The sequence below is a fragment of the Cryobacterium sp. Hz9 genome (assembly GCF_004402825.1).
Taxonomy (GTDB): Bacteria; Actinomycetota; Actinomycetes; order Actinomycetales; family Microbacteriaceae; genus Cryobacterium; species Cryobacterium gelidum.
Window position 1 is genome coordinate 86,910 of record NZ_SOFC01000023.1, and the last position, 23,534, is coordinate 110,443.

General features: G+C 65.7%; 22 protein-coding genes and 1 pseudogene. 8 read left to right on the top strand and 15 right to left on the bottom strand.

Annotated elements, in window-relative coordinates:
- Positions 1-110 precede the first annotated feature (110 nt).
- The 4 genes and pseudogenes from E3N85_RS12880 to thyX all read right to left on the bottom strand — a co-directional run bounded on the left by E3N85_RS12880 (position 111) and on the right by thyX (position 5,167).
- Entirely contained in the window at positions 111-1,634 is a 1,524-nt protein-coding gene (locus E3N85_RS12880; RefSeq protein WP_134463793.1) for an HNH endonuclease signature motif containing protein, read from the bottom strand.
- 184 nt (positions 1,635-1,818) lie between these two features.
- Positions 1,819-3,074: pseudogene (locus E3N85_RS12885) on the bottom strand (IS110 family transposase).
- 304 nt (positions 3,075-3,378) lie between these two features.
- A complete protein-coding gene (dapA, locus tag E3N85_RS12890) occupies positions 3,379-4,356 on the bottom strand; it encodes a 4-hydroxy-tetrahydrodipicolinate synthase (protein WP_134463797.1) in 978 nt (325 codons plus the stop codon).
- 100 nt (positions 4,357-4,456) lie between these two features.
- The gene (thyX, locus tag E3N85_RS12895; protein ID WP_241978536.1) at positions 4,457-5,167 is read right to left on the bottom strand and encodes an FAD-dependent thymidylate synthase; all 711 of its coding nucleotides are present in this window, start codon (positions 5,165-5,167) and stop codon (positions 4,457-4,459) included.
- A 128-nt stretch (positions 5,168-5,295) separates the two neighbouring features.
- Between thyX and E3N85_RS12900 the strand changes: the two genes are divergently transcribed.
- From E3N85_RS12900 to E3N85_RS12915, 4 genes are all read left to right on the top strand, one after another.
- Positions 5,296-5,772, top strand: coding sequence for a thioredoxin family protein (locus E3N85_RS12900; RefSeq protein WP_134463801.1), 477 nt, complete (start codon positions 5,296-5,298; stop codon positions 5,770-5,772).
- On the top strand, positions 5,759-6,277 hold the full coding sequence (locus tag E3N85_RS12905) for a DUF4395 domain-containing protein (protein ID WP_134463803.1): 519 nt from the start codon (positions 5,759-5,761) through the stop codon (positions 6,275-6,277). The genes E3N85_RS12900 and E3N85_RS12905 overlap by 14 nt, the downstream gene beginning before the upstream one ends.
- A gap of 163 nt (positions 6,278-6,440) precedes the next feature.
- Positions 6,441-6,872, top strand: a complete 432-nt coding sequence (locus E3N85_RS12910) for an OsmC family peroxiredoxin (RefSeq protein WP_134463805.1) — start codon at positions 6,441-6,443, stop codon at positions 6,870-6,872.
- A gap of 9 nt (positions 6,873-6,881) precedes the next feature.
- Positions 6,882-7,772 (top strand): TIGR01777 family oxidoreductase, encoded by an 891-nt coding sequence (locus tag E3N85_RS12915; protein WP_134463807.1) that lies wholly within the window; start codon positions 6,882-6,884, stop codon positions 7,770-7,772.
- A 28-nt stretch (positions 7,773-7,800) separates the two neighbouring features.
- Here the strand turns inward: E3N85_RS12915 and E3N85_RS12920 are convergent, their stop codons facing one another.
- Both E3N85_RS12920 and dapB read right to left on the bottom strand, forming a co-directional pair.
- The gene (locus E3N85_RS12920; RefSeq protein WP_134463809.1) at positions 7,801-8,244 is read right to left on the bottom strand and encodes a hypothetical protein; all 444 of its coding nucleotides are present in this window, start codon (positions 8,242-8,244) and stop codon (positions 7,801-7,803) included.
- Positions 8,244-9,017, bottom strand: coding sequence for a 4-hydroxy-tetrahydrodipicolinate reductase (dapB, locus tag E3N85_RS12925; protein ID WP_134463811.1), 774 nt, complete (start codon positions 9,015-9,017; stop codon positions 8,244-8,246). Before dapB ends, E3N85_RS12920 begins: the two co-directional genes overlap by 1 nt.
- Positions 9,018-9,073: 56 nt before the next feature.
- Between dapB and E3N85_RS12930 the strand changes: the two genes are divergently transcribed.
- Positions 9,074-9,580, top strand: coding sequence for a GNAT family N-acetyltransferase (locus E3N85_RS12930; protein ID WP_134463813.1), 507 nt, complete (start codon positions 9,074-9,076; stop codon positions 9,578-9,580).
- On the opposite strand, the gene E3N85_RS12935 is transcribed toward E3N85_RS12930, so the two are convergent.
- Together E3N85_RS12935 and E3N85_RS12940 are read right to left on the bottom strand one after the other, a co-directional pair.
- Positions 9,577-10,179: a histidine phosphatase family protein gene (locus tag E3N85_RS12935; protein WP_134464496.1), complete on the bottom strand. Its 603-nt coding sequence runs from the start codon at positions 10,177-10,179 to the stop codon at positions 9,577-9,579. The genes E3N85_RS12930 and E3N85_RS12935 overlap by 4 nt on opposite strands.
- 65 nt (positions 10,180-10,244) lie before the next feature.
- Entirely contained in the window at positions 10,245-11,588 is a 1,344-nt protein-coding gene (locus tag E3N85_RS12940) for a pitrilysin family protein (RefSeq protein WP_134463815.1), read from the bottom strand.
- Positions 11,589-11,786: 198 nt separating this feature from the next.
- Between E3N85_RS12940 and E3N85_RS12945 the strand changes: the two genes are divergently transcribed.
- Positions 11,787-12,377: a TetR/AcrR family transcriptional regulator gene (locus tag E3N85_RS12945; protein ID WP_134463817.1), complete on the top strand. Its 591-nt coding sequence runs from the start codon at positions 11,787-11,789 to the stop codon at positions 12,375-12,377.
- Between the two features lie 161 nt (positions 12,378-12,538).
- On the opposite strand, the gene E3N85_RS12950 is transcribed toward E3N85_RS12945, so the two are convergent.
- Positions 12,539-13,543, bottom strand: a complete 1,005-nt coding sequence (locus E3N85_RS12950; RefSeq protein ID WP_241978496.1) for an aldo/keto reductase — start codon at positions 13,541-13,543, stop codon at positions 12,539-12,541.
- Positions 13,544-13,914: 371 nt separating this feature from the next.
- Between E3N85_RS12950 and E3N85_RS12955 the strand changes: the two genes are divergently transcribed.
- Positions 13,915-15,528: a peptide chain release factor 3 gene (locus tag E3N85_RS12955; protein WP_134463819.1), complete on the top strand. Its 1,614-nt coding sequence runs from the start codon at positions 13,915-13,917 to the stop codon at positions 15,526-15,528.
- A 70-nt stretch (positions 15,529-15,598) separates the two neighbouring features.
- Here the strand turns inward: E3N85_RS12955 and E3N85_RS12960 are convergent, their stop codons facing one another.
- Positions 15,599-17,284 carry a ribonuclease J gene (locus E3N85_RS12960; RefSeq protein WP_134463821.1) on the bottom strand — a complete coding sequence of 562 codons (1,686 nt, stop codon included), beginning with the start codon at positions 17,282-17,284 and terminating at the stop codon, positions 15,599-15,601.
- Between the two features lie 293 nt (positions 17,285-17,577).
- Positions 17,578-17,808 carry a hypothetical protein gene (locus E3N85_RS12965; RefSeq protein WP_134463823.1) on the bottom strand — a complete coding sequence of 77 codons (231 nt, stop codon included), beginning with the start codon at positions 17,806-17,808 and terminating at the stop codon, positions 17,578-17,580.
- 398 nt (positions 17,809-18,206) lie between these two features.
- Between E3N85_RS12965 and E3N85_RS12970 the strand changes: the two genes are divergently transcribed.
- Positions 18,207-18,710: a glutathione peroxidase gene (locus E3N85_RS12970; protein WP_134463825.1), complete on the top strand. Its 504-nt coding sequence runs from the start codon at positions 18,207-18,209 to the stop codon at positions 18,708-18,710.
- Positions 18,711-18,743: 33 nt separating this feature from the next.
- Here E3N85_RS12970 and E3N85_RS12975 read toward each other — a convergent pair whose 3' ends face one another.
- From E3N85_RS12975 to E3N85_RS12990, 4 genes are all read right to left on the bottom strand, one after another.
- Entirely contained in the window at positions 18,744-19,664 is a 921-nt protein-coding gene (locus tag E3N85_RS12975) for a CoA ester lyase (RefSeq protein WP_134463827.1), read from the bottom strand.
- Entirely contained in the window at positions 19,661-20,194 is a 534-nt protein-coding gene (locus E3N85_RS12980; RefSeq protein WP_134463829.1) for a MaoC family dehydratase, read from the bottom strand. Before E3N85_RS12980 ends, E3N85_RS12975 begins: the two co-directional genes overlap by 4 nt.
- 109 nt (positions 20,195-20,303) lie before the next feature.
- Positions 20,304-21,470 (bottom strand): acyl-CoA dehydrogenase family protein, encoded by a 1,167-nt coding sequence (locus E3N85_RS12985; RefSeq protein WP_134463831.1) that lies wholly within the window; start codon positions 21,468-21,470, stop codon positions 20,304-20,306.
- A complete protein-coding gene (locus tag E3N85_RS12990; RefSeq protein WP_134463833.1) occupies positions 21,467-23,530 on the bottom strand; it encodes a biotin carboxylase N-terminal domain-containing protein in 2,064 nt (687 codons plus the stop codon). Before E3N85_RS12990 ends, E3N85_RS12985 begins: the two co-directional genes overlap by 4 nt.
- Between the last annotated feature and the right edge of the window lie 4 nt (positions 23,531-23,534).

Sequence of the window (23,534 nt, forward strand, 5' to 3'; positions counted from 1 at the left end):
CGCGTCGATGCGGTTGAGGAGGGGTAAGCGTTGGCACAGTCTATCGAGGTGAAATTTCTGTCCGCGAGCAGGCGAGGGTATGCCACCGGGCGCACCGGCGATCGATCGGATTAGAACGGTTGGGGGACGGGGTCGTCGATGCGCCAGGCGGAGTTCCATGGGTCGAGCAGGGGCGGATTCGGCTGGGCGGGTGCGGGCGGTGCTGGTGCTGTCTGTTGTGGGTGGGGGCGAATGCGGGTGGCGGGGTCGGTGGCGTAGTGCTTGCCGGCGGGGCTGGTCCAGTTCAGGGTGCCGTCGGGTGTGGCGGTGACGGTCCAGGCGCTGAAGTGCTTCAGGTTGTGGTTGGCCGGGCAGAGGTGATGCAGGTTGGTGGCGGTGGTGGGGCCGCCGAATTGGGTGTCGCGGGTGTGGTCGAGGTCGCAGTGCCGGGCGGAGCGGTTGCAGCCGGGGAACCGGCAGGTTCCATCGCGTAGCTGCAGGTACTTCTTCAGCGCCGCCGGCACCCGAAACGCGGTAGCACTGACGTCGAGGACGATGCCGGTGTGCGGGTGGGTGAGGATGCGCAGGAAGCTCGTCGCGGTGCCGGCGAGCCGGCGAGCGGTTTCCGCATCGATCGGCCCGTACCCGTCCAGCTCGCCCGGCTCCTCGCTCTTACCCATCAGGGTCAGCACCGGCACGGTCACGTTCACCGTGGCGCCGATGCCGGCGCCGAGGCCGGTGGCGGTGACGCCGCTGGCGAGCAGGTCGATGGCGACATCTGCCCGGAGCTGGCTGAGGGTGCGTGATTCATCCGGACCCTGCAAGCTGAGGGCGGCGTCGGTGACGCGGTGATACACGGCCGTGAGGTCATCGCTGGCGGCGCGCAGCCAGAGCGTGGCCATGCCGTCGTTATCGGGGTAGAGCATGACCTTTCGGTCTGCCAGACAGCGGGCCCGGCGAACGGTGATGCTGTCGGGATGGAAGTGTTCGCGGATCTTGCGGGCCGTACCCTCGAATTGCGCCGCGGTGAGTTTCATCGCGTGCGGCAGCAACACCGCCTCCAGCCCGGCTTGCGCGGGCTTCGGCACCGAATCAAGCTGGTCCAGCAGCCGCCCCGCCTGCCGCAGCGAAATCTGCCCGCACCGGAGGGCGCCCAGGGTGCGGGGCCGGTCTTCGACCAGGGTCCGGCTCTGCCGAATCAACCCCGACGCGGTGCCATACGGGATGCGCAACGCGCACGCCATCTCCGCGACCAGGCCCTGCTGCGCTGCAAACGTCGCATCCCAGTCATGCTCCCGGCCCGGACCCGCCAGGGGCCGACCCGTCTCAGCGGTACCGGACGTGTAATGCCAGGCCTCGGCAAGGGTATCCGCTTTGCCCGCCTGCGCCCATGCTATGACCCTCTCGAAATATACCGCCCGATCCACGAACTGCGCCTGCCGACACTGGAACGGATCCAGGTCACCCGCCGGGTTGGAGGCGGAACCGTTAGCGTTGCCGCCCTCCGAGTTGCAGCCCTTCGAATTATCATCGGCAGCGTTGAACTCGGCAGCGTTGAACTCGGCGCGCTCCTCGGCCGTGACCGGCCAGGTTCCGTGGGCCGCGAAGAACGCATCGACGAAGCCCGATTCGGGTATATCGCCGCTCTGGCTCATGGTTTTATTTTATCAAAACCCTGAGCCGGAGTCGAGAGTTTCTCAGATAGATTTGGATTTCTGTGCGAACGTGCGTTCGGACGGACTTGCACGTTTCCGAGTCCGACGCACGCCGGTCGACGGCGGTTGTGGCCGGCTCGACCCGGAGAAATGGCTGGCTCCCGGGGGTGCCCCTATGTTTTTGTCAAGCGGCGAGTTGGTGTTCAGTTTCGTAGAGGGTGCCGTCTCGCAGCATGGCGAATAGAACATCACACCGGCGTCGGGCGAGTGCGATGAGGGCTTGGTTGTGGCGTTTGCCTTGGGCGATTTTTCGGTCGTAGTAGGTCCGTGAGACGGGGTCTCGGAGTGCTGCGAAGGCGGACAAGAACAGGGCGCGTTTGAGGATCTTGTTTCCTCGACGGGAGGGATGTTCGCCGCGGATTGAGCTGCCGGAGCGTCGGGTCACGGGTGCAAGGCCGGCGTAGGAGGCGAGGTGGCCGGCGGTTTCGAAGTGCTTTCCGGTGACCTCGGTGAGGAGCCGGGCTGCGGTCCTGACGCCGACTCCGGGCATGCTCGTCAGGACGGGGGAAAGAGGGTGGTCGTTCACCAGCTTCTCGACCTCGACGGCGATGTCGGACCGCTGTTGGCGCAAGGCGGCGAGTTGTTCAGCCAAGCGCGGTAGGACCGTCGCTGCGGCATGGGTGCCGACGACCACGACAGTTTGTTCGCCCAGTGCCTGGGTGATTTCTTCTGCCAGGCGGCGGCCCATCCGTGGGGCCAGCTTTAGCAGCCGGGTGGCCATCCGCGTGGTGCCGGCTGTTTTCATCGCCGCGGGTGACGGGTAATGCTGGAGCAGATCTAGCATCGCCGGGTGGTCCAGATGCGGGCCCACGACCCGCTCCAACGCTGGGTGAATCTGGGTGAGCAGCCCGCGAATTCGGTTGCTGGTCGCCGTCATCTGACCCACGATGTCATCGTCAAAACCACACAGCATCGACAGCTCCGCGACCGACTCATCAGCCAGCTGAATCGACCGCAACGCATGCGGCAGCGTCCGGGCGGCTTGGGCGATGATCGCTGCGTCGCGGGCATCGGTCTTCGCCTCACCCGCGTGGAGGTCGGCGATGCGCCGCATCGCCAGGCCAGGCAGGTAGCCGACGAGGACTCCTTCGGCTTGGGCGACGGCGATCGGCAAGGCGCCGATCGTGGCCGGCTGATCCACGATAACGAGCACCGTGCCGGACTGTTTCAGCTTCTGCAGCACCGCCCGCATCTTGCCTTCGTCATTCGGTAATGCTTTGTCGAAGAGGACCTTGCCGGCCCGGTTCAGGGCGACGGCGTGGTGCTCGCCTTTGCCAACGTCGACACCGACGAACACGTCGACGCTGTCATAGTTTTCGATCATGACTGCTCCCATCCACTTGTATTCGTGGCCTGGTCTACGGCGTCAAGTCTCGGCATCCACGTTACGAACGACCTCGGCTTTACGCCTAGTCGAGCCCCTATCAGCGATCACCCGACGCCAATCGAGTCCGGTGACAACACCCCCCGGATCATCAACGACTGGGGGCAACAATCATGCCGGACCCGACAGGCCAACTCCCTCAGATACTCACACCATCCGAGGTTACAAACAAGGTAACGGGGCCGGCCATCTCCGGAGCGAGCGGGGGCGCGACACCGCGACGAGTTGGCTTCCCGACTGCGCCAGCCCTGCGCCAGCCCTGCGCCAGCTCTGCGCCAGCTCTGCGCCAGCTCTGCGCCTTCAGCGCGTAGTACCGGCTACCTTGGGCAGCGATCCACCGGCGGCCGCGTTTCGGTCGGGCCTGAAGTTGGAAAAGTCCACGCCGGGAATGTTCTGCACCAGCGAGAGTTCATCTTCGATCTGGGCCGCTTCGGAGTCTTCAGGGCCGACCAGGGGCAGGCGCACCCGTGGGCTGCCGATGCGACCGAGGCCGTGCAGGATGTACTTTACGGCAACGGTGCCGGGTACGTGGGTCATCACGGCGCGCACGAGCGGTTCGAGCTGCTGATGGGCGGCGGTGGCGACTCTGAGGTCGCCCCGGTTGACCGCGTCGACCATGTGCCGGTACGGGGTCGCTGTGATGTTCCCGGTGACGCCGATCAGTCCGGTCGCGCCGATCGACAAGTGGGCCAGCACGTTGGGATCGTCGCCGGAGAAGTACATGAGGTCGGTCTGGTTGAGCACCCGGCTGACCTGGGCGAAGTCGCCCTTGGCGTCTTTCATGGCCAGGATGTTGGGGTGCTTGGCCGCGCGCAGGATGGTCTCGTAGGCAATAGCGACACCGGTGCGGCCGGGGATGTCGTAGAGGATGACGGGGAGGTCGGTCGCATCCGCGATCATGCGGAAGTGGGTGAGGATGCCGGCCTGGGTCGGCTTGTTGTAATACGGGGTGACGATCATGTTGCCGTCGGCGCCGGCCTTCTCACTCTGGCGGGCGAGCTGCATGGCGTGGGCGGTCTCGTTGGAACCGCCGCCGGTGATGATCTTGGCACGGCCGTCAGCGACGGACTTGCCGACCTCGACCAGGCGGATCTTCTCTGGGTCGGTCAGAGTACTGGTCTCGCCGGTTGTTCCGGTGACGACGATGCCGTCGGCGCCAGCATTGATGACGTCGTCGATGTGCTTCTCCACCCCGGCCCAGTCCACTTCGCCATCAAAAGTAAACGGGGTGACCAGTGCGACCAGCACCTGGCCAAAGGGATTCGTAGAGGTAGACACGAGGTACAGGCTATCGCCTCCTCGCTCGGTGCCCCGTGAGCGCGCAAAAAGAGCCCGTTTGAATCGGTCAGACCGGCATTTTTCCTACTCTCGCGAAGGGCTACGGCGAGACGCGGCCGTTCTTGTTGAAGGCGGCGTAGGTCAGTGGCATCAGCGTCTCGAAGTGGGTTTCCATCTGCTCGGCACACATTTCGATCTCGCGCTGCGGGAACGATGGAAACGATGAGCCTTCGCGCTTGGTGCGCAGGCTGAGAAAGTTCATCAGTGAGCGCGCGTTGAGCGTGACGTACATCGACGAGTAGATGTTGAGCGGCAGCACGATACGAGCGACCTCGCGGGCGATGCCGGCTTCAAGCATCCGCTGGTACGCGTCGTAGGCATGGATTGCGGCGGCGCGGGTCTGCTGCTGCACCAGCGCGGTCTGCTCGGCAGAGCCGGGCAGAAAGTCGTACGCGCCCGGCTTGCCGACCTGGAGGAGGTTGCGTTCGGCGGACGGCACATAAAATACCGGATTAAGCTCCCGGTACCGGCCCGACTCTTCGTTGTACGAGGCGATGCGGTGCCGCATGAACTCGCGAAACACAAAAATAGGCGCGCGCACATAGAACGTCATCGAGTTGTGTTCGAACGGCGAACCGTGCCGATCGCGCATGAGGTAGTTGATCAGCCCGCGATCACGCTTCTCGTCAGCCTCGCTCTCGAAGCCGTCGAGCTGGCTCTGCTCCAGGGTCTGCTCCCCCAGGGTCGACACCCGGGCGGCAAACAATACGTCGGAGTCGTGGGCGCTCGCGCGCACCAGCTCCACGGTCATTTCAGATCGGAACTCAACATCGGCCACGGCCTCAGGCTAGCCGGTCTGCCGGCCGTCCCGCCCGGGCGTGCCCGTAATGTCTCGTCACAGTCCCCCGAACAGGCCCGCACCCACGTAGCGTCGATGATATGAAACCACTCGAAGCGATCGGACTGCTGTTCGCGCTACTGGCTGCCACGACCGTTCTGGGGCTCCTGTGGCGGGCACGCCAGGGGCGAGTGTCCCGCGTGACCGGTGACATCGTCACGCCAGCGGATGTCGCCACCACGACCGCATTCGGTCCCGCGGCAACCCTGCTGCAATTTTCGACCGAGTTATGCGCCCGGTGCCCTGGCACCCGCCGGCTGCTGGGCACCGTGGCGGATTCCCGCCCCGGTGTCGTGCACGTGGACGTGGATCTCACCCACCGCGCCGATCTCGCCAAGCGGTATTCGATCCTGCAAACACCCACGACACTGATTCTGGACGGGGCCGGCCGGGTACGGGCCCGCGTGGGCGGCCCACCGAACCGGGCCGACATCAGCTCGACGCTCGACGCGATCGCGCAGAACACCGCCACCCGCACACTCACTATCACGCCAGGGAGCTCGCATGTCGACCGCTGAAACAGCAACCGCTAGGACAGCGACCGCGCCCACGGGCCGTCGCCCCCCACTCGATCCGCGTGGGCCCCGCTTCGGCGCGGCCATCACGGCTGTGCTGTTGCTGGCTGTGGTATTTCTCTCGCTCACCGGTGCATCCACTGCCGCGCTGGCTCTGTTGGCGGCCATTTCCGCGCTGTTTGCGTGGGGCGCCCTGGCCGGGGCCGGGCGTCACCCGTACGGCCTGGTGTTCAAGCGCTTCGTTCGACCGCGCCTCGCACCTCCGACCGAGCTCGAGGATGCTGCCCCACCAACCTTCGCGCAGGCTGTCGGCCTGGCAGTGTGCCTGGTTGGTCTCGTTCTGGGCCTGGCCGGAGTGCCCGGTTCCATCGGCATCGCTGCGGCCGCGGCGTTCGTCGCGGCTTTTCTGAACGCGGTCTTCGATTACTGCCTGGGCTGCCAGATCTACCTGTTGCTCGTGCGGTTCGGTGTGCTGAACCGGGGCGGCCGACCGGCCAGGCAAGCATGAGTCACACCGCCAGAACGTCCTACTACAGCTAAGGACGCACCGGGCTTGGCGCGTTGGCTGTGGTGCGGGCTCGTCTGCGGCCTCAGGCAATTCTCAGACGGGACACGTTCGCGGGGCACGCGCGACGGATAGGGTGGGACGCACATGACCTGGAGGTAACACCATGCCCACGACGCTCACCAGTGAAGCAACCACCGTCTGGACCGGCGATCTTATGTCCGGCTCCGGCACCGTCACTCTGGATTCCTCGCACGCCGCCGAATTCTCCGTGAATTGGAAAGCGCGCGCTGAGGGGGTCTCCGGCACCACCAACCCCGAAGAATTGCTCGGTGCCGCCCACGCGTCCTGTTTCTCCATGGCCCTCGCCAACGCGCTCGGCAAAGCCGGCTACTCGCCGGAGAGCATCCAGGCCACGGCCGCCGTGACGTTCGCCGCCGGCACCGGGGTTATCGGCAGCCACCTGCTGGTGAGCGCCAAGATCCCCGGTATGACCGAGGCCGAGTTCGAGGTCTTCGCCCAGGACGCCAAGGCCAACTGCCCAATCTCCAAGGCACTCGCGGGCATCCCCATCACCATTGAAGCCGAGCTGGCCTAGGACCCTGCGGTGCGCGTTCTGATCGCCGGAGCATCCGGCCTCATCGGCCGGGAGCTGAGCCGGCAGCTGGCCGGCGCTGGCCACACCCCGGTACGACTGGTGCGCCGCGAAGCCGTCGGCAAGAACGAGATTCGGTGGGATCCGGCCGCCCGGGTTCTGGATACGCGCGTGCTTGACACCATTGACGCGGTCGTCAACCTCTCGGGAGCCTCGCTGGCGCGGCTGCCGTGGACGACGGGCTATCGCAAAGAAATCCTGAGCTCCCGGCTGCTGGCCACCCGTACCATCACCGACGCGCTGGCGCAGGCAGCCACTCCGCCGACGGTCCTGCTGAACGGCTCGGCCGTGGGGGTCTACGGCAATCGGCCGGGGGAAATCCTGAGCGAGACATCCGCTGTCGGAACCGATTTTCTGGCCGATGTCGTCATTCAGTGGGAGGCCGCGGCCCGGCTCGCGCCGGAACCGACGCGGGTGGTGACGCTGCGCACCGGCCTCGTGCTCGCCAAGGGCGGTGCACTCAAACCGGTACTGCCCCTGGCCAAACTCGGCCTGGCCGGACCGCTCGGCGGCGGAACCCAGCACTGGGCCTGGGTGAGCCTGCACGACGAGGCTGCCGCCATCGTGCATCTGCTGACTTCGACGCTCGTCGGCCCGGTCAACCTGGTCGGGCCCACCCCGGCGACCTCAAACGACATCCTCAGCCGGCTCGCCACCACCCTCCACCGACCGTTTTTCCTGCCGGTTCCTGAGCGAATCCTGACTCTGCTGCTGCAGGACGCCGCCCGCCAACTGCTGCTCGCCGACCAGCAGGTCAGCGCCCAGAAACTATTGGGAGACGGGTTCGAGTTCGCCCATCGCACGCCGGCCACCGCGATCGCCTGGATGCTGCGCCAGCCGTAGCCGGTAGCCGGTAGCCGGTAGCCTGCGGCTACTTCGGGGTGCGCTCGAGGGCGATCGCGGTGCGGATCGCTCGGCGGGCACGCTTGCGGTCGCCCGATGCGTCATAAGCGAGGCCGAGCCGCAGCCAGGCGTGCCAGTTCCCGGGTTCGGCCTCGACCTCGGCCTGCGCGGCCGGAAAATGCTCGTCGGCGGCGTCCCGGTAGGGACGACCGCTCGGGCGTGTTGGCAGGTCGGCGGCCGGAAGTCCCCCGAGCGCGTCGAGTTGACGCACGAGACGTTCCGAGCGGATGCCGAACGTAACCTCACGCACGAGCGCCCAGAAGCCAATCAGCGGCAAAATGAGCAGCCCCAACCCGATGAGGATACCGACCGGCTCACCGCTTTGAATAAAGAGCGTGGCGCGCACTCCGGCCAGAACGAGGTAGAAGACGAGCAGTACCGCCATGACGATGACAGCGATCTTGCCCTTCATCAGGAGGCTCCCGAATCGTTGGCTGGAGCAACGGCGGAATCAAACCCCAGGTCGACGATCTGGTCGAGGCCGACTGTCACACCCGTAATGGTTCGTGCTGCCGCGAGGGCCAGCAGGATGCCGCTCTCGTAGGCGCTCGGGGACAGCGTGTTGTGGCTGATGGTGATGGTCTCCCCGTTGCCGCCCAGAAACACGTCCTGGCGGGCCAGCAGGCCGGACAGGCGCAGGCTGTGCACGGGCACGCTCGAGACCTGCTGGCCGCGGGCACGCTGGTCGGTATGCGGCGCCGAGACCGGGCCGAGGTCGGCGCGTGCCCGACCGATCAATTCGGCGGTGCGCACGGCCGTGCCCGACGGCGAATCCACCTTGGATGGCTGATGAGCCTCGACGATCTCAATGGAGTCGTAGAACCGGGCGGCCAGGGCAGCGAACGCCGTTGCGAGCACCGACCCGATTGAGAAGTTCGGAATGATGATGACGCCGGTGTCGTCGCGGCCCGCGAGTCGGCGGCTGAGGGACGCGATACCGTCCTGGCTCCAGCCGGAGGTGCCGACAAGCACCCGCAAACCGTGCTCGGTTGCAAAGTCGACGACATCACGACTCACGTCGGGCCGGGTCAGATCGACGGCGATCTGCGCCCCGAGCATTTCGCTCAGCTCGCTGTGCGAGTCGAGCCGGGCGACGACCTCGAAGCCCTCGGTTCGGTCGATCAAGTCGGAGACCAGGCGGCCCATCTTGCCCGTTGCGCCGATAATGGCCACCGTCGTTGTCATGACACCAATCTATCAATTCAATCCGGCATCACGTGCCCGCGCCATAGCCTAGGGAGATGCCTCAGTTTCAGGCCGTGTCCGTCGCGGATGCCGCCGCCCTCACCCTGCTCACCGAATATTTTCGCAGCCCCGAATTGTCGTTTCGGCAAGCCCAGGGCACCTACCACCCGACCTATCCGCTGGCCGAGCAATTCGTGCCCCCGCACGGCGTGTTCCTCGTGGTACTCGATGAAAAAGACGACCGGGCCGACGACGCGAGCGGCGCGTACGTCGGGTGCGGGGGCATCCGCCGGCTGGAAAATGCCGAGAACGAGCCGGTGCGGTTCGAGGTCAAGCACCTGTGGATGCAACCCAGTTCCCGCCGGCGTGGGTGGGGGCGCATGCTACTGACTGAGCTCGAGCAACGGGCGGCGCACCTCGGAGCCGCCGAGGTTGTGCTCGACACGAATGTGGGCCTCGCCATCGCCGGGGCGCTTTATCACAGCACCGGGTACGAGAGCATCCCCTCCTACAATGACAATCCCAATGCCACGCACTGGTACGGCAAGCGTCTGGATATTTAGAACATCAACGGTTCAGGCAGCCCGGTACGCAGCTCGACCGGCAGGTGGCCGAGGTCGTTGTGGGTGACCAGTGTCCACGGGCGGCCAGGTTTTTGCTGCAGCACGGTCAAGCCACAATTGGCCTGGTTGATACCGACCCAACGCCAGTCGGGAGCCCCGAGCACCTCACGAACAAACCAGGCGATCACGAAATTGTGGGTGATCAACAGGTCGTGGCGCTGAGTGCGGCGGGGCTGCAGAAATTCCGCGACGGCGTCTTCCATCTGGGCGCGACCGGCGGCGATCTCATCGTCGGTGACCGAGCCGAAAAAGGGATGGTAGGCCGACGGTGTTTCGGGTGCCCGCCCGGACGGAATGCAATCAAACAGCAACGGGGAGGCTTCGCTGTGCAGGGCCGGCAGGCGTTTGGTGATGAGTTCGGCGGTTTCAGCGGCCCGCTGGAGCGGCGAATGCCAGGCCCCCGAGAATGGCACACCGCTGAGCCGGTCGGCGATCAAGAGTGCCTGGCGTTTGCCCCGCGGCGACAGCGGGCCGTCGTGCAGGCCGTGTTCGGCATCCTGCTGCTCGCCGTGGCGTACCAGGTAGATGTACTGGGGCATCATTGTCCATTTCACGTGTGGGGAATCCGGTCGGGCCGGAGCGTTCAGAAGCTGTGTTGGGGCGATCAGCCCGGGAGGATAGCCGAGAACGCGTCGTCTTCGAGGGCGCCGACCGCGGAAATCGATACCGAGCCGCTCGCGAGCTCAGCGGCGAGCTCCTGCACGTCGGCCGCGGTGACGCGCGCAAGACGGCGCAGTGCTTCGTCCAGGTCGGCGAACTCGCCGAGGGTGATCTCGGAGCGTCCCAACCGTGACATGCGAGTGTCGGAGTCTTCCAGGGCCAGAGCAGATGCTCCGCTCAGCTGGCCAGACGCCCGCTGCATCTCGTCGGCGGTGACGCCGCCATCGGCAAGGCGGTGCAGTTCGCTGAGCATGAGCTCGGCGACCTGCCCGGCTTTAGCCGGAGTACATCCGGCATACATGCCGAACAGGCCCGCGTCGGAGTAACCGGGCGCGAACGAATAGACCGAGTAGGCCAAACCACGCTTCTCCCGCACTTCCTGGAACAAGCGGCTCGACATGCCACCGCCGAAAATCGAGGTGAGCACGCTCATGGTGACGCGACGCTCGTCGGTAGCCAGCAGTCCGGGCATGCCCAGCAGCAGGTTCGCCTGCTCCAGCGGACGTTTGACGATGGTCAGTGCCTGGCCCTGCTGAATCTCGGCGGGCGCACCGCCGCGACGACTGACCGGGGTGTGGCGAATGCTGAGGTCCCAGCCGGCACGGTCGAGTGCGCGAGTGACGGCGGCGACAAGCACATCGTGGTCGACGGCACCGGCGACCGTGACGACGAGGTCTTGCGGGCGATAGTTGGCCTGGTAGTGCTCCCACACGGCGGTGCGGGTGGCGCCGCGAATATCGTCGGCACTGCCGCCGATCGGTCGCCCCAGCGGATGCGTGCCCAGCACGGCTTCGAAGAATCGCTCGTTGGCCACGTCGGCCGGGTCGTCGTCGGCCATGGCGAGTTCCTCGAGGATGACACCGCGTTCGGTTTCGAACTCACCGGCGTCCAATTTTGAGGAGGTCAGCATGTCGGTAAGAACGTCAATGGCCATGCCGAGGTCGCGGTCTTGCACCTTGGCGTAGTAGCAGGTGTATTCCTTGGCGGTCATGGCGTTGTGTTCACCGCCGACCGCGTCGAAGGAGATCGCGATATCGAGGGCGGACCTCGTTGGCGTGCCCTTGAAGAGCAGGTGCTCGAGAAAGTGGGTGGAGCCGAAGTGCCCCGGTTGTTCGTCACGGGACCCGACGGCTACCCAGTAGCCAATGGTCAGGCTGCGAGCACCCGGTACCTGCTCACTGAGAATGCGTACCCCGCTCGGCAGAACGGTACGACGTACCAGAGCATCGCCGGCGGCCCGAAACGAGAGTTCGGCCTGATCTAGGGGAAAGTCGACTGCACCGTTCATATCATCCACCACCTTACAAGACCCGATCGGGGAGACCGGTGCCGGAGTGCGACCCCCCAGTTTGGCCGAAACTGCCCGGGTGGTCCGTTCCCACAGACTGGTCTGTCTAGGGTGTGTTACAGTCTGGGAGCCGCCCGGGAAACTTCCGGATTTGCGCTCAGCTGGGGCTGATGTCATCCCCCGACGAAGGAGTGCCGCATGACCACGCTGACAACCGAACCCGTTCGGCCGGCGACGCACGCTAAAGTGCGCATCCTCGCCACCGCCGACCGTCTGTTCTATACCGCGGGAGTGCACACCGTGGGTGTGGACCGCATCATCAGTGAATCCAAGGTCACCAAAGCCACTTTCTATAAGTACTACCGTTCGAAAGATGCCCTCATCGTGGTGTACCTGCAGGGCAGGGACCGGATCGCCCGCGATTTTCTCGCCAGCCTCGACACCCGCTTCGATACCCCTGAGCAGCGGTTGCGCGGCGTCGTCAGCGAGATCTCGGCGCAGGTCATTCGCGACGGCTTTCACGGCTGCCCCTTCATCAACGCCGCCGCTCAGTTCACCGACCCGACCCACCCGGTGCGCCAGGCGGTCACCGCACACCGCGACTGGTACGTTCGATCGATCGAAGACATGTTCCGCGGCATGGGCCACGCTCGCCCCGGAGACGCGGCCGACGACTTCTTTCTCGCCCGAGACGGCGCTTTCGCCGGCGCCAACCTCGGCGACCCGATCGGTGCCCATACCGCTTTGCTGCGCGCCATCCAGCGCGTACTCGACGAGTCCGGCGCCTAACAGTCGAGGACCGGCGCTCAGTAGTGCCGGCGCTTACGAGTGCCGGCACTTACGAGTGCCGGCGCTCAGAAGTGTCAGCGCCCAGTAGTGCCAGCGCCCAGTAATGCTGGCGCGTAGTAGTACCGGCGCTCAGTAGTACCAACGCTCAGTAGTACCAACGCTCAGTGGGCCGACACCCGGTCGAGATCGATCAGGTCGTTACGGCCGAGACGGATGTCCGCCGCCGCGACCAGGGAGAGTACCTGGTCGGCCCGTCCAGCGCCGGCGACCGGCGCCACCACGTTGGGCCGAGCGAGCAGCCATGCCAGGGCGATCGACGCCGGCGCCGCGGCATGCGCGGCCGCAATGCGGTCGACCACGGAGAGCACGCGCAGCGATCGACGGTTCAGGTAGACCGCAGCGAGCTGCCCGCGCGCGGTACCGGCGGCATCCGCTTTGGTGCGGAACGCGCCGGCCAGAAAACCGTGGGCGAGAGCAAAGCCCGGCATAATGGCGAGGTCCTGGGCGCGGGCCACGACGGCGACGTCTTTCTCGAGCTCCGCGCGGTGCACGAGGTTGTAGGGCGTTTCGGCGGCGACGAATTTGGGCAGGCCGAGGGCCGAGAGCACGCGGGCTTCCATAAGCCGTTCCGCCGAGAAATTGCTGGCCCCGAGATAACGCACCTTGCCGGCGCGCACGAGGGCGTCAACGGCAACGAGACTTTCTTCGAGATTGACGGTTTTGTCGTCGAAGTGAAAGTAGAGCAGGTCGAGATAGTCGGTTCCGAGCCGCACCAGGCTCGCTTCGACGGCGGCCACGATGCTGCGCTGGGTCAGTCCGGGATTGTCGAGATTGTGACCGATCTTGGTGGCCAGTACGGTGTCGGCGCGCGTGCCGCGCGAACGCAGCCACGACCCGATGATCACTTCGCTGCGCCCAGCGGCGAAGCTGTCGGCGGTATCGAGAAAGTTGCCGCCGAGGTCGTGGTGTGCGTCGAGAATAGCCAGGGACGCTTCATTGCTCGCCGTCCAGCCGAAGGCGTTGCAGCCCAGGGCCAGAGGGTGCACGCACAACTCGGTTCCCGCTATCCGGCGACGAACCGGGCCTGCGCCGACCGTGGTCTCGACCTGCTCCGATCGGTCGATCGACATCGCATTGAGAGAGGACGAAACAGCCTGTCGGGTCATGATGTTCTCCTCTTGGCGGGTTAGCCCGGATCGGTCGTCTACCGCTTTTTCTCTTCGTCATCTGCTCTTGGCCCGACCCTAGACGAGCCCACCGACATTTCCGGACGGCACGCCTAATCGTTACCAAAATGTACGTCGGCTGCGGGCACATTGGTGTCGATGGCGACCAGCCGCATGCGCGCAGTTTCTGCGACTGGTGTTTTGCGAGTCGGCCGGGGCCCGCAAGTCGGTACACGCTTGATTTGTTAGACTTGCCGTTGCGCGAAAATTGGGCCGAATGTGCAGGTGCACATCCGCCCTGGGCCGCCGGCCACCGAATCGACTGATTGCTGGCGAGGTATCCTGCCCGAACCAGCCGCAGGAAAGCAGCCATGACCACCCTCGCCGACGTGCCCAACCCCCAGGTTCCCCGTGAAGCCCTCCGGCGCCGCACCTTCGCCGTGATCTCCCACCCCGACGCCGGCAAGTCGACCTTGACCGAAGCCCTGCTGCTGCACGCCCGCGCAATCACCTCCGCCGGCGCCACGCACGGTAAGGCCGGCCGCAGTGGCACCGTCTCGGACTGGATGGAGATGGAAAAGGCCCGCGGCATCTCCGTGACGAGCGCCGCGATTCAGTTCGAATACCACGACGCCGTGATCAACCTGGTCGACACCCCCGGCCACGCCGACTTCTCCGAAGACACGTTTCGAGTGCTGTCCGCAGTGGATGCCGCGGTGATGCTCGTCGACGCGGCCAAGGGCCTCGAGCCGCAGACGATGAAGCTGTTCGCGGTCTGCAAACAGCGCGGGCTTCCCGTCATTACCGTCATCAACAAGTGGGACCGCCCTGGCGACGCTCCCCTGGCCCTGATGGATGAGATCCAAACCCGCACCGGACTGCTGCCGACTCCACTGAACTGGCCGGTCGGCGAAGCCGGCGACCTGCGCGGCGTGCTCGATCGCCGCTCGGGCGACTTTCTGCGCTACACCCGCACCGCGGGCGGCGCGACCGTGGCCGAATCGGTGCGGCTGGATGCGGCCGACGCGGCGATTGAGGAGGGCCCGGCCTGGACATCCGCTGTCGAAGAATCTGAACTGCTCGACGCGGAGTCCCAGAATCACGACTCCGAGCTGTTCCTCGACGGGCAGACCACCCCGGTGCTGTTCTGCGCCGCCGTAGCAAACTTTGGGGTGCAGCAGCTGCTCGACACCCTGGTCGAGTTCGCACCGCCCGCCGAAGCCCGCATCGACATCGACGGCAACCCGCGCAAGGTCACCTCCCCGTTCTCCGGTTTCGTCTTCAAGGTGCAGTCCGGGATGAACTCGGCGCACCGCGACCACGTGGCCTTCGTGCGCGTCTGCTCCGGCGAATTTCGACGTGGCATGGTCGTCACCCACGCGGCAACCGGTCGCCCCTTTGCCACCAAATACGCCCAGCAGCTCTTCGGTAAGGAACGCACCGTCACGGACCAGGCCTGGCCGGGCGACATCGTCGGGCTGGTGAACGCGTCGGCGCTGCGCGTGGGCGACTCGATCTTCGAAGACGAGCGCGTGGAGTTTCCGCCGCTCCCGTTGTTCTCCCCCGAACACTTTCGAGCGATTCGTCCGGTCGACAGCAGCAAGCACAAGCAGTTTCGCCGTGGCATCGACCAGCTCGACCATGAGGGCATCATCCAGGTGATGCGCTCCGAGGTGCGCGGCGAACAGGCACCGGTGCTCGGAGCGGTCGGTCCGATGCAGTTCGAGGTCGTCGAAGACCGCATGGTGCACGATTTCCACGCTGATATCCGCATGGAAGCGCTCCCGTACCAGGTGGCCCGCAAGACTGACAGGGAGAGCGCGCTCGTGCTCGCTGGAACCCGTCAGGTGGAAGTCTTCACCCGCTCGGACGGCACGCTGCTCGCTCTGTTCAGCACCCCGTGGCGGTTGCAGGCGATCTCCAAGGAGAACCCGAAGCTCGTGCTGATCGACATTGCCAACGCCACGGCCGACGACTTCATGTAACTGGTTCGATGAAAAAGAAAGGCCGCATCCTCGTAGAGGACGCGGCCTTTTGCGTGTCTGTCGGTGCTGGTTACGCGTCGACGACCACGGAGGTGATAACCGGGCTGCGACGGTACTTGCGGTTCATCCAACGGCTCACCGACTGCGTGAAGAGGTCTTCGAGCTCGGCGCCGTCGACGATCTTGATGCGGTTCGCGGCCTTCATGGCCTCATCGATGACCTTGGTCGCGCCCTTGACCCACTCGTCGTCGTGCACGAATCCGCGCGCCAGGAACTCGACGGGCTCGGAGAGCGTGCCGGTCTTGGCGTTGAGAATGCCGAGGATGGTGATGGTGCCGTCTTCGGCGAGCTTGCGACGGTCTTCCATCGCGGCAGTGGATGCGCCACCGACGGTCATACCGTCGACGAAGATGTAGTCGGCGACGACACGCCCGGTGACCTTGGCGTGGCCGTCGATGAGGTCGACGACGACGCCGTCTTCAACGACGATGACGTTCTCTTCGGGGACACCGGTCTGGATGGCGAGGTCGGCGTTGGCCGTGAGGTGACGCCATTCACCGTGGATGGGCATGACGTTGACCGGCTTGACGATGTTGTAGCAGTAGACGAGCTCGCCGGCGCTGGCGTGGCCGGAGACGTGTACCTTGGCGTTGCCCTTGTGCACGACGTTGGCACCCCAACGGATCAGGCCGTTGATGACGCGGTAGATGGAGTTCTCGTTGCCGGGGATCAGCGAGCTCGCGAGCAACACGGTGTCGCCCTCGCCGATCTTGATCACGTGCTCGCGGTTCGCCATGCGCGAGAGGGCAGCCATCGGCTCGCCCTGCGAACCGGTGCAGATGAGAACGACCTTGTCGTCCTTCATGCGCTCGAGCGCCTTCATGTCGACGAGCAGGCCCTTGGGAATATTCAGGTAGCCGAGCTCGCTCGCGATTCCCATGTTGCGCACCATGGAACGGCCGACGAAGGCCACCTTGCGGTTGTGCTTGACGGCAGCGTCGATGACCTGCTGGATGCGGTGCACGTGACTCGCGAAGCTCGACACGATGATGCGGCGCGGGGAGGTGCGGAACACGGTGTCGATCGCCGGTCCAATGTCCTTCTCGGCGGTGGTGAAGCCGGGAACCTCGGCGTTGGTCGAGTCCGTCATGAACAGGTCGACGCCCTCTTCGGCCAGACGCGCGAAGGCGCCGAGGTCGGTGAGACGCTTGTCGAGCGGGAACTGGTCCATCTTGAAGTCACCGGTGGCGAGCACGAGGCCGGCTTCGGTGCGGATCGCGATGGCCAGTCCGTCGGGGATGGAGTGGTTGACGGCGATGAACTCGAGGTCGAACTGGCCGACGGTGCGGCGCTCGCCCTCTTTCACCTCGATGAAGTTCTGGCTGAGGCGGTGCTCCTGCAGCTTGGCGGCGAGGAAGGCCAGGGTGAGCTTGGAGCCGATGACGGGAATGTCGCCGCGTTCCTTGAGCAGGTAGGGGACGGCGCCAATGTGGTCTTCATGGCCGTGGGTGAGCACGATGGCCTCGATGTCCTGCAGACGGTCCCGGATGGCCGTGAAGTCGGGCAGGATCACGTTGATGCCGGGCTGGTTGTCTTCGGGGAAGAGAACGCCGCAGTCGATGATGAGCAGCTTTCCCTTGTGCTCGAAGACGGTCATGTTGCGGCCGATCTCGCCGAGACCTCCGAGCGGGATGATGCGCATGCCGCGAGCCGGCAGGGCCGGCGGAGTGCTCAGGTCGAGGTAGTGGTTATTCATGAATCTCATTTCGTTGTCTGCGGTACTGCATGTCCAGGTGTGTGGGGACCGAGCTCGGGCATGCGAAGCCTGCGAGAAATACTCAGGGGGGCCTCAGCGCGCATACGCGTACCTCGTGTCATGCCTGGCGGGCAATCGAAATACCGGCCAGATACGTCTCTAGTGTACCGGCGCGTCGGCGACCGTCGTTTCGGTGCCGCCGGTGCGACGCGTAGAGACAGCAAAAGAGGGACTCCGCTGGGCGAAGTCCCTCTTTCGGTCTGTCGATTCCGGCGCGACCGGAACGTGCTGGCTTAGGCTGCCGCGGCCAAGTGTCGGCTGTCGGCCAGCTGTGACGTCGCGACGCGAGGCGTCGGCACCGAGGTCACGCGGCGGCGCGACACATACTCACCGGCGTCGAGGTGCTGCGCGGTTCCGCTGACGTAGCCGCTGCCGCTGCCGGTGACCATACGCCGTGCGGTGTGGGAGATGAACTCGTTGGGCAGGGTGGTACGGGCGGTGGTGTGCGATACGTAAGAATTCATGATGCTCCTGGTGCGATCTGGTGATAACGGATGCCGACCGGGGGCCAGAGCAATGACATGACCCAGACCACTCGAGTGTCCGCAGGAATGCGCTAGGTGCGCTCCTTGGCTGACTGGTTCGAGTGAAACTGGGGTGTTGGCCCGTTCGGCGAGAAATGCGCTGCGCCGCGCGGGCTGAGAAACCCGGATCCTCTAATGGATCGCCATGATTTCTGAACTGATACCAGACTAGGTGACAGCGTCGCCCGTCGGGGAAAACACACCATCTACACAGGCATTGCGCAGCTAGACAGACATCGTGCAGCCAGACAGGCACAGACATCGTGCAGCTGGACAGACATCGTGCAGCTACAGACATCGTGCAGCAAGCTCGGAGATTGGATCGATAAGTTCTCGATATGACTGCTTCCGCGCTGTACGACATTCCCCTCACCCTCATCGATGGAACCGAAACCACCGTCGGCGCCTTCAAGGGCAAAGCGATACTCGTCGTCAACGTGGCATCGAAGTGCGGCTTCACCCCGCAGTACGCGGGACTCGAAGCGCTGTACCAGCGTTACGCCGACGATGGGTTGGTCGTGCTGGGATTACCGAGCAACCAGTTCATGGGACAGGAGCCCGGCAGCGAAGACGACATTGCGGCATTCTGCGGGATGACGTACGGGGTGACCTTTCCGATGACGGCCAAGGTCGATGTGCGGGGTAAGCACCAGCATCCGCTCTATGCAGAGCTGACGAAGTTCAAGCAGGGACTGTTCCCCGGACTGATCAAATGGAACTTCGAGAAGTTTCTGGTGACACCTGCCGGTGTGATCGTGGACCGCTTCGCCTCGTCGGTGGAGCCGGAGTCGCCGGAGATCGTCAACGCGATCGAAAAGGTCCTGGCCGACAAGGTCGCCTGACCCCTCGCGCGATCGAGGGCTCACAAGGCGGGCTCAGCGAGCTGCTCGACGCAATACGGCCTCGGCATGACGCAGAACCGGGCCATCGATCATGCGGCCCTCATATTGGAAGACACCGCGCGCACTCGCGGCGGCCTCGAGCAGTCCGAGGGCGTAGTCGACTTCGGCAGTGGTCGGCTGGTAGGCCGAGCGAACAACGGCGACCTGGCTGGGGTGGATGCAGGCCGAGGCGGTGAATCCGCTCGCGACGGCATCCGCTGCCTCGAACGCGAGTCCGGCCACATCGGTAATGTCAAGGTGCACGGTGTCGATGGCGGCCTTGTCGTGGGCTCCGGCCGCGAGCAGCACCAGCGCGCGGGCCTGGCGGGCGACGTCCCGGTAGCGTCCGTCGGGAAACCGACTGGACGTGCCGCCGAGTGAGGCGATAAGGTCTTCGGCACCCCACATGAGCGCGACGACGTTGTGTGCGGCGGCAATCTCCATCGCCGAGACGATGCCGGCGGCGGTTTCGCACAGGGCGATCACCCGGTACTCAGCGAGCTGTTCGACCTGGCCGGCGCTGACAGTTTTGGCGAGCATGACGTCGCGGTAGTCCGTGCGCTCGAGCGCGGCCAGGTCGAGCGCGAAATCGATGCTATCGGCCGGATTGATACGCACGATCGTGCGGGACGCCTGCAGCGGATGCTCGATCAGCGCGCGCCGCGCAGCGGCCCGGTCGGCGGGCGCCACGGCATCTTCGAGGTCGAGGATGACGGCGTCGGCGCGCTCGGCCGCCTTCGCGTAGCGTTCGGGCCGGTCGGCCGGGCAGAACAGCAGGGCGGGCCCGAGCGTGAACGGGGCCGGGGTGAACGGGCTGAGCCCGGAGGGGCTGTCGTCGAAGGGGTCGGGGCCAGCCGCGTCAAAATCCTGATCGAACGGGTCATCGGGGGGGCCGCCCTCGAACGGGCCGCTCATAGCGCTGCCTCCCGGCACCAGACCAGCACGGTGCGCACGGCCGTGCCGACCACGACCCCGTGCTGGTTGCGGCCGGTGTGTTCGAGCGTGATGATCCCCTGCCCCTGGCGGCTGTTGGAGAGCCGTTTGTCGGTGACGATGGTCTCCGAGTACAGGGTGTCGCCGTGATGAAGCGGATGCGGAAAGGTCACGGCCGAAAAACCCAGGTTGGCCACGATCGTACCCTGGGTGAGCTGGGCGACCGAGCTGCCGACCATGGTCGAGAGGGTGAACATCGAATTCACCAGCCGCTCGCCGAATGGCTGGGTGGCCGACCAGGCCGCATCGAGATGCAACGCCTGGGTGTTCATGGTCATCGTCGTGAACAGCACGTTGTCGGCCTCGGTCACCGTGCGACCGGGACGGTGCTGGTAGAGGGCGGCAACGTCGAACTCCTCGAAGAAGAGGCCGCGCTGTTCGACCGGGTAGCGCCCCCCGACGCTGGGCGGACCGGCGTGAGTCTCTGCGTCGGGGGTACCGGGGTCGGGCATCCGCTTCTCCTCAGTTCTATCGGGCCGCTCAGCCTTATCGGGCCGCTCAGCCTTATCGGGCCGCTCAGCCTTATCGGGCCGCTCAGCCTTATCGGGCCGCTCAGGCATATCAGGCCGCGAAGCCGAGCGATCGTGCGATGACCATGAGCTGCACCTCGGTCGTACCCTCGCCCAGTTCGAGCACTTTAGAGTCACGATAGTGCCGGGCGACCGGATTTTCGTTCATGAAGCCGTAGCCGCCGAAGATTTGGGTGGCGTCGCGGGCGTTGTCCATGGCTGCTTCGCTGCCGATCATCTTGGCGATCGACGCCTCCATCTTGAACGGGCGACCGCTGATCATGGTCAGCGCCGCGTCGTAGTAGGCGAGTCGGGCACTGTGCACGCGTGCCTGCATGCGGGCGAGTTTGAAGGCGATGTGCTGGTTGGATCCGATGGCGCGACCGAACACGTTGCGGCTCTTGGCGTAGCGCACCGACTCGTCTAGGCAGCCCTGGGCCGCGCCGGCGCACAGCGCCGCGAAAGCGATGCGTCCCTCGTCGAGGGTCTGCACGAAGTTAGCGAACCCGCGGCCACGCTCGCCGAGCAGGTTGGCCTCTGGCACGCGCACGTTGTCCAAGATCAGCGGATGCGTATCGGAGGTGTGCCAGCCGACCTTGTCGTAGGCGGGCAGCACCGTGAAACCTGCAGCCGGGGTCGGCACCAGGATGGCGGTGAGCTCCTTCTTGACCGAGCCGTCCGGGCGGGTCGACTGGCCGGTGACCGCGGTGACCGTGACCAGCCGGGTGATGTCGGTGCCGGAGTTGGTGATGAACTGCTTGCTGCCGTTGATCACCCAGTCGCCGCCCTCGAGTTCTGCGGTGGTCTTGGTTCCGGCGGCGTCGGAGCCGGCATCCGCTTCCGTGAGTCCGAAGGCCGAGAGCGCTTTTCCGCTGGCCAGCAGCGGAACCCATTCCTGCTTCTGCTCCTCGGTGCCACGGCGGTAGACCGGCATGATGCCAAGGCCCACGCCGGCCTCGAGGGTGACGGCGATGCTCTGGTCGACGCGAGCAAGCTGTTCGACGGCGAGGCAGAGTGAGAAGTAGTCGCTGCCCTGGCCGCCGTATTCCTTCGGAAAAGGCAGGCCGAACAATCCCATCGCGCCCATCTGGTCGATGATGCCGTAGGGCAGGCTGCGCTTGGTGTCGTACTCGTAGGCGGCCGGGGCGACGACGGTGTCGGCGAAGTCGCGCACCTGATCGCTGAGGGCCTGTTGGGTGGGGCTGAGTTCGTAGCTCATTCGTGGTCTCCCTGGTCTGGGTGTGGACGGGTGCCGGGTTCGGCAGCGGGGTCGGCGGGCGCGGGGGTGACTGTCGCGACGATCTGGTCGAGGCTCACGAGATCGCCGGGGGTGACGGTGATGGTGACCGTGCCCGGCAGGGTCGCCACGAGTTTGTGCTCCATTTTCATGGCCTCGATAGTGGCGAGGGTCTGCCCGGTGACCACCCGGTCTCCGGTCCTGACCGGCACCGAGACGACGGTGCCCGGCATCGGGGAGCGCACCTCAGGGCGCAGTGTGCCCGCAACCCGGTTGCGACCGGTGAGCAGCTCCGCCAGTTGCTCGGCGCGGCTGGGCAACCCCAGGTCAAAGGCGACACCGTCGTGGCCGAGATGCAGGTGGCTATCGGTGCGTGCCACGTCGTACAGTCGCGTCACGCCCCCGAACTCGACGCGGATCCGGTCGGCGCCCACGGTCGCGAGGCGGCCGACGGCCGACGGGTGCTCGCTGACAGTGACGGATGCTGCGCCCGGATCCCCGAGAACGCCGACGGTGAGCACGCTGGCAGTGTCCACACTGAACGTATACCGGGCGGGTCGGTGCTCGCCGAGGCGCCAGCCGCTCGGCCGCTGCCAGATCGACGTCTCGGGCTCGGTGGCAGCATGCAGGAGAAGAGCCGCGGCCGCGAGCACATGGTCGTCGGCCTGCCGGAAAGCCAGGTGCGGCAGGGTGCGCTCGATCAATCCGGTGTCGAGCTGCCCGGCGCGCACGGCGGGTTCGTTCAGCAGCAGGCGAAGATACTCCAGATTGGTATGGACGCCGAGTACGAGCGTGTCGGCGAGGGCACGGTCGAGACGGGCGAGGGCGAGGTCCCGGTCGGAGCCCCAGGCGATGACCTTGGCCAGCATCGGGTCGTACGCGCTGCCGATCGGAAGGCCCGGCAGCAATGCGCTGTCGACACGGATGCCGTCGCCGACCGGCTCGCGTAGGGCCAGCACCGTGCCGGTCATCGGCAAAAAGTCTCGATCGGGATTTTCGGCGTAGACCCGCGCCTCGATTGCATGCCCGCTCAGGCGGACATCCACTTGGTGGAGGGTGAGCGGATCCCCCGCGGCGATGCGCAACTGCCAGTCGACCAGGTCGACGCCGGTGACGAGTTCGGTGACCGGGTGCTCGACCTGCAGGCGGGTGTTCATCTCCATGAAAAAGAACTCGTCGGGCACGTCGGCGGCGACCAGGAATTCGACGGTGCCAGCTCCGCGATAGTCGACGCTGCGGGCGGCAGCGCACGCGGCCTCGCCGATGCGAGCCCGCGTCGCTGCATCGAGCAGCGGCGACGGTGCCTCTTCGATGACCTTCTGGTGTCGACGCTGCAATGAACACTCGCGTTCACCGAGGTGGATGACGGCGCCGTAGTTGTCGGCCAGCACCTGCACCTCGATGTGGCGCGGAGTGGCCACGAGTCGCTCCAGAAAGAGGGTGTCGTCGCCGAACGCCGTCCCGGCGATGCGGCGGGCCGTCAGGAGAGCGTCGGCAAGGTTGTTGGCGCTCTCCACGATCTGCATGCCCTTGCCGCCGCCGCCGGCGGACGGCTTGATCAACAGCGGATACCCCACCTCGGACGCGGCCCGGATGAGTTCTTCGTCGCTGAGCCCCGGGCGCGCGATTCCCGGAATGATCGGCACACCGAAGCTGGCGACGTGGTTCTTCGAGCGGATCTTGTCGCCCATCACGGCCAGCGCGTTGACGCTCGGCCCGATGAAGACAAGGCCGGCGTCAGCGCAGGCCTGCGCGAAGGCCTGGTTTTCGCTGAGGAACCCGTAGCCCGGGTGAATGGCCTGGGCGCCGGTTTGCGCGGCGGCGGCGAGAATGGCGTCGATGCTGAGGTAACTCTGGGCCGGAGCGGCGGGGCCGATACGCACCGCTGCATCCGCCAGCTGCACGTGTCTGGCTGCACGGTCGGCGTCGCTGTAGACGGCAACCGAGCGGATGCCCCGCGCGCGCAGGGTGCGCATGATGCGGCAGGCGATCTCGCCACGATTGGCGACGAGCACGGTATCGAAGAGGGTGTTCCGGGGCATCAGT

Excerpts from the sequence above, each read along its gene's own strand:
- E3N85_RS12880 (WP_134463793.1), bottom strand. The coding sequence starts at position 1,634 with ATGAGCCAGAGCGGCGATATACCCGAATCGGGCTTCGTCGATGCGTTC.
- E3N85_RS12980 (WP_134463829.1), bottom strand. The coding sequence starts at position 20,194 with ATGCCCGACCCCGGTACCCCCGACGCAGAGACTCACGCCGGTCCGCCC.
- E3N85_RS12910 (WP_134463805.1), top strand. The coding sequence starts at position 6,441 with ATGCCCACGACGCTCACCAGTGAAGCAACCACCGTCTGGACCGGCGAT.
- E3N85_RS12935 (WP_134464496.1), bottom strand. The coding sequence starts at position 10,179 with ATGCCCCAGTACATCTACCTGGTACGCCACGGCGAGCAGCAGGATGCC.
- E3N85_RS12930 (WP_134463813.1), top strand. The coding sequence starts at position 9,074 with ATGCCTCAGTTTCAGGCCGTGTCCGTCGCGGATGCCGCCGCCCTCACC.
- E3N85_RS12965 (WP_134463823.1), bottom strand. The coding sequence starts at position 17,808 with ATGAATTCTTACGTATCGCACACCACCGCCCGTACCACCCTGCCCAAC.
- E3N85_RS12960 (WP_134463821.1), bottom strand. The coding sequence starts at position 17,284 with ATGAATAACCACTACCTCGACCTGAGCACTCCGCCGGCCCTGCCGGCT.
- E3N85_RS12900 (WP_134463801.1), top strand. The coding sequence starts at position 5,296 with ATGAAACCACTCGAAGCGATCGGACTGCTGTTCGCGCTACTGGCTGCC.
- E3N85_RS12970 (WP_134463825.1), top strand. The coding sequence starts at position 18,207 with ATGACTGCTTCCGCGCTGTACGACATTCCCCTCACCCTCATCGATGGA.
- E3N85_RS12975 (WP_134463827.1), bottom strand. The coding sequence starts at position 19,664 with ATGAGCGGCCCGTTCGAGGGCGGCCCCCCCGATGACCCGTTCGATCAG.
- dapB (WP_134463811.1), bottom strand. The coding sequence starts at position 9,017 with ATGACAACGACGGTGGCCATTATCGGCGCAACGGGCAAGATGGGCCGC.
- E3N85_RS12945 (WP_134463817.1), top strand. The coding sequence starts at position 11,787 with ATGACCACGCTGACAACCGAACCCGTTCGGCCGGCGACGCACGCTAAA.
- E3N85_RS12955 (WP_134463819.1), top strand. The coding sequence starts at position 13,915 with ATGACCACCCTCGCCGACGTGCCCAACCCCCAGGTTCCCCGTGAAGCC.
- E3N85_RS12990 (WP_134463833.1), bottom strand. The coding sequence starts at position 23,530 with ATGCCCCGGAACACCCTCTTCGATACCGTGCTCGTCGCCAATCGTGGC.
- thyX (WP_241978536.1), bottom strand. The coding sequence starts at position 5,167 with ATGACCGTGGAGCTGGTGCGCGCGAGCGCCCACGACTCCGACGTATTG.
- E3N85_RS12950 (WP_241978496.1), bottom strand. The coding sequence starts at position 13,543 with ATGACCCGACAGGCTGTTTCGTCCTCTCTCAATGCGATGTCGATCGAC.
- E3N85_RS12940 (WP_134463815.1), bottom strand. The coding sequence starts at position 11,588 with ATGAACGGTGCAGTCGACTTTCCCCTAGATCAGGCCGAACTCTCGTTT.
- E3N85_RS12920 (WP_134463809.1), bottom strand. The coding sequence starts at position 8,244 with ATGAAGGGCAAGATCGCTGTCATCGTCATGGCGGTACTGCTCGTCTTC.
- E3N85_RS12905 (WP_134463803.1), top strand. The coding sequence starts at position 5,759 with ATGTCGACCGCTGAAACAGCAACCGCTAGGACAGCGACCGCGCCCACG.
- E3N85_RS12985 (WP_134463831.1), bottom strand. The coding sequence starts at position 21,470 with ATGAGCTACGAACTCAGCCCCACCCAACAGGCCCTCAGCGATCAGGTG.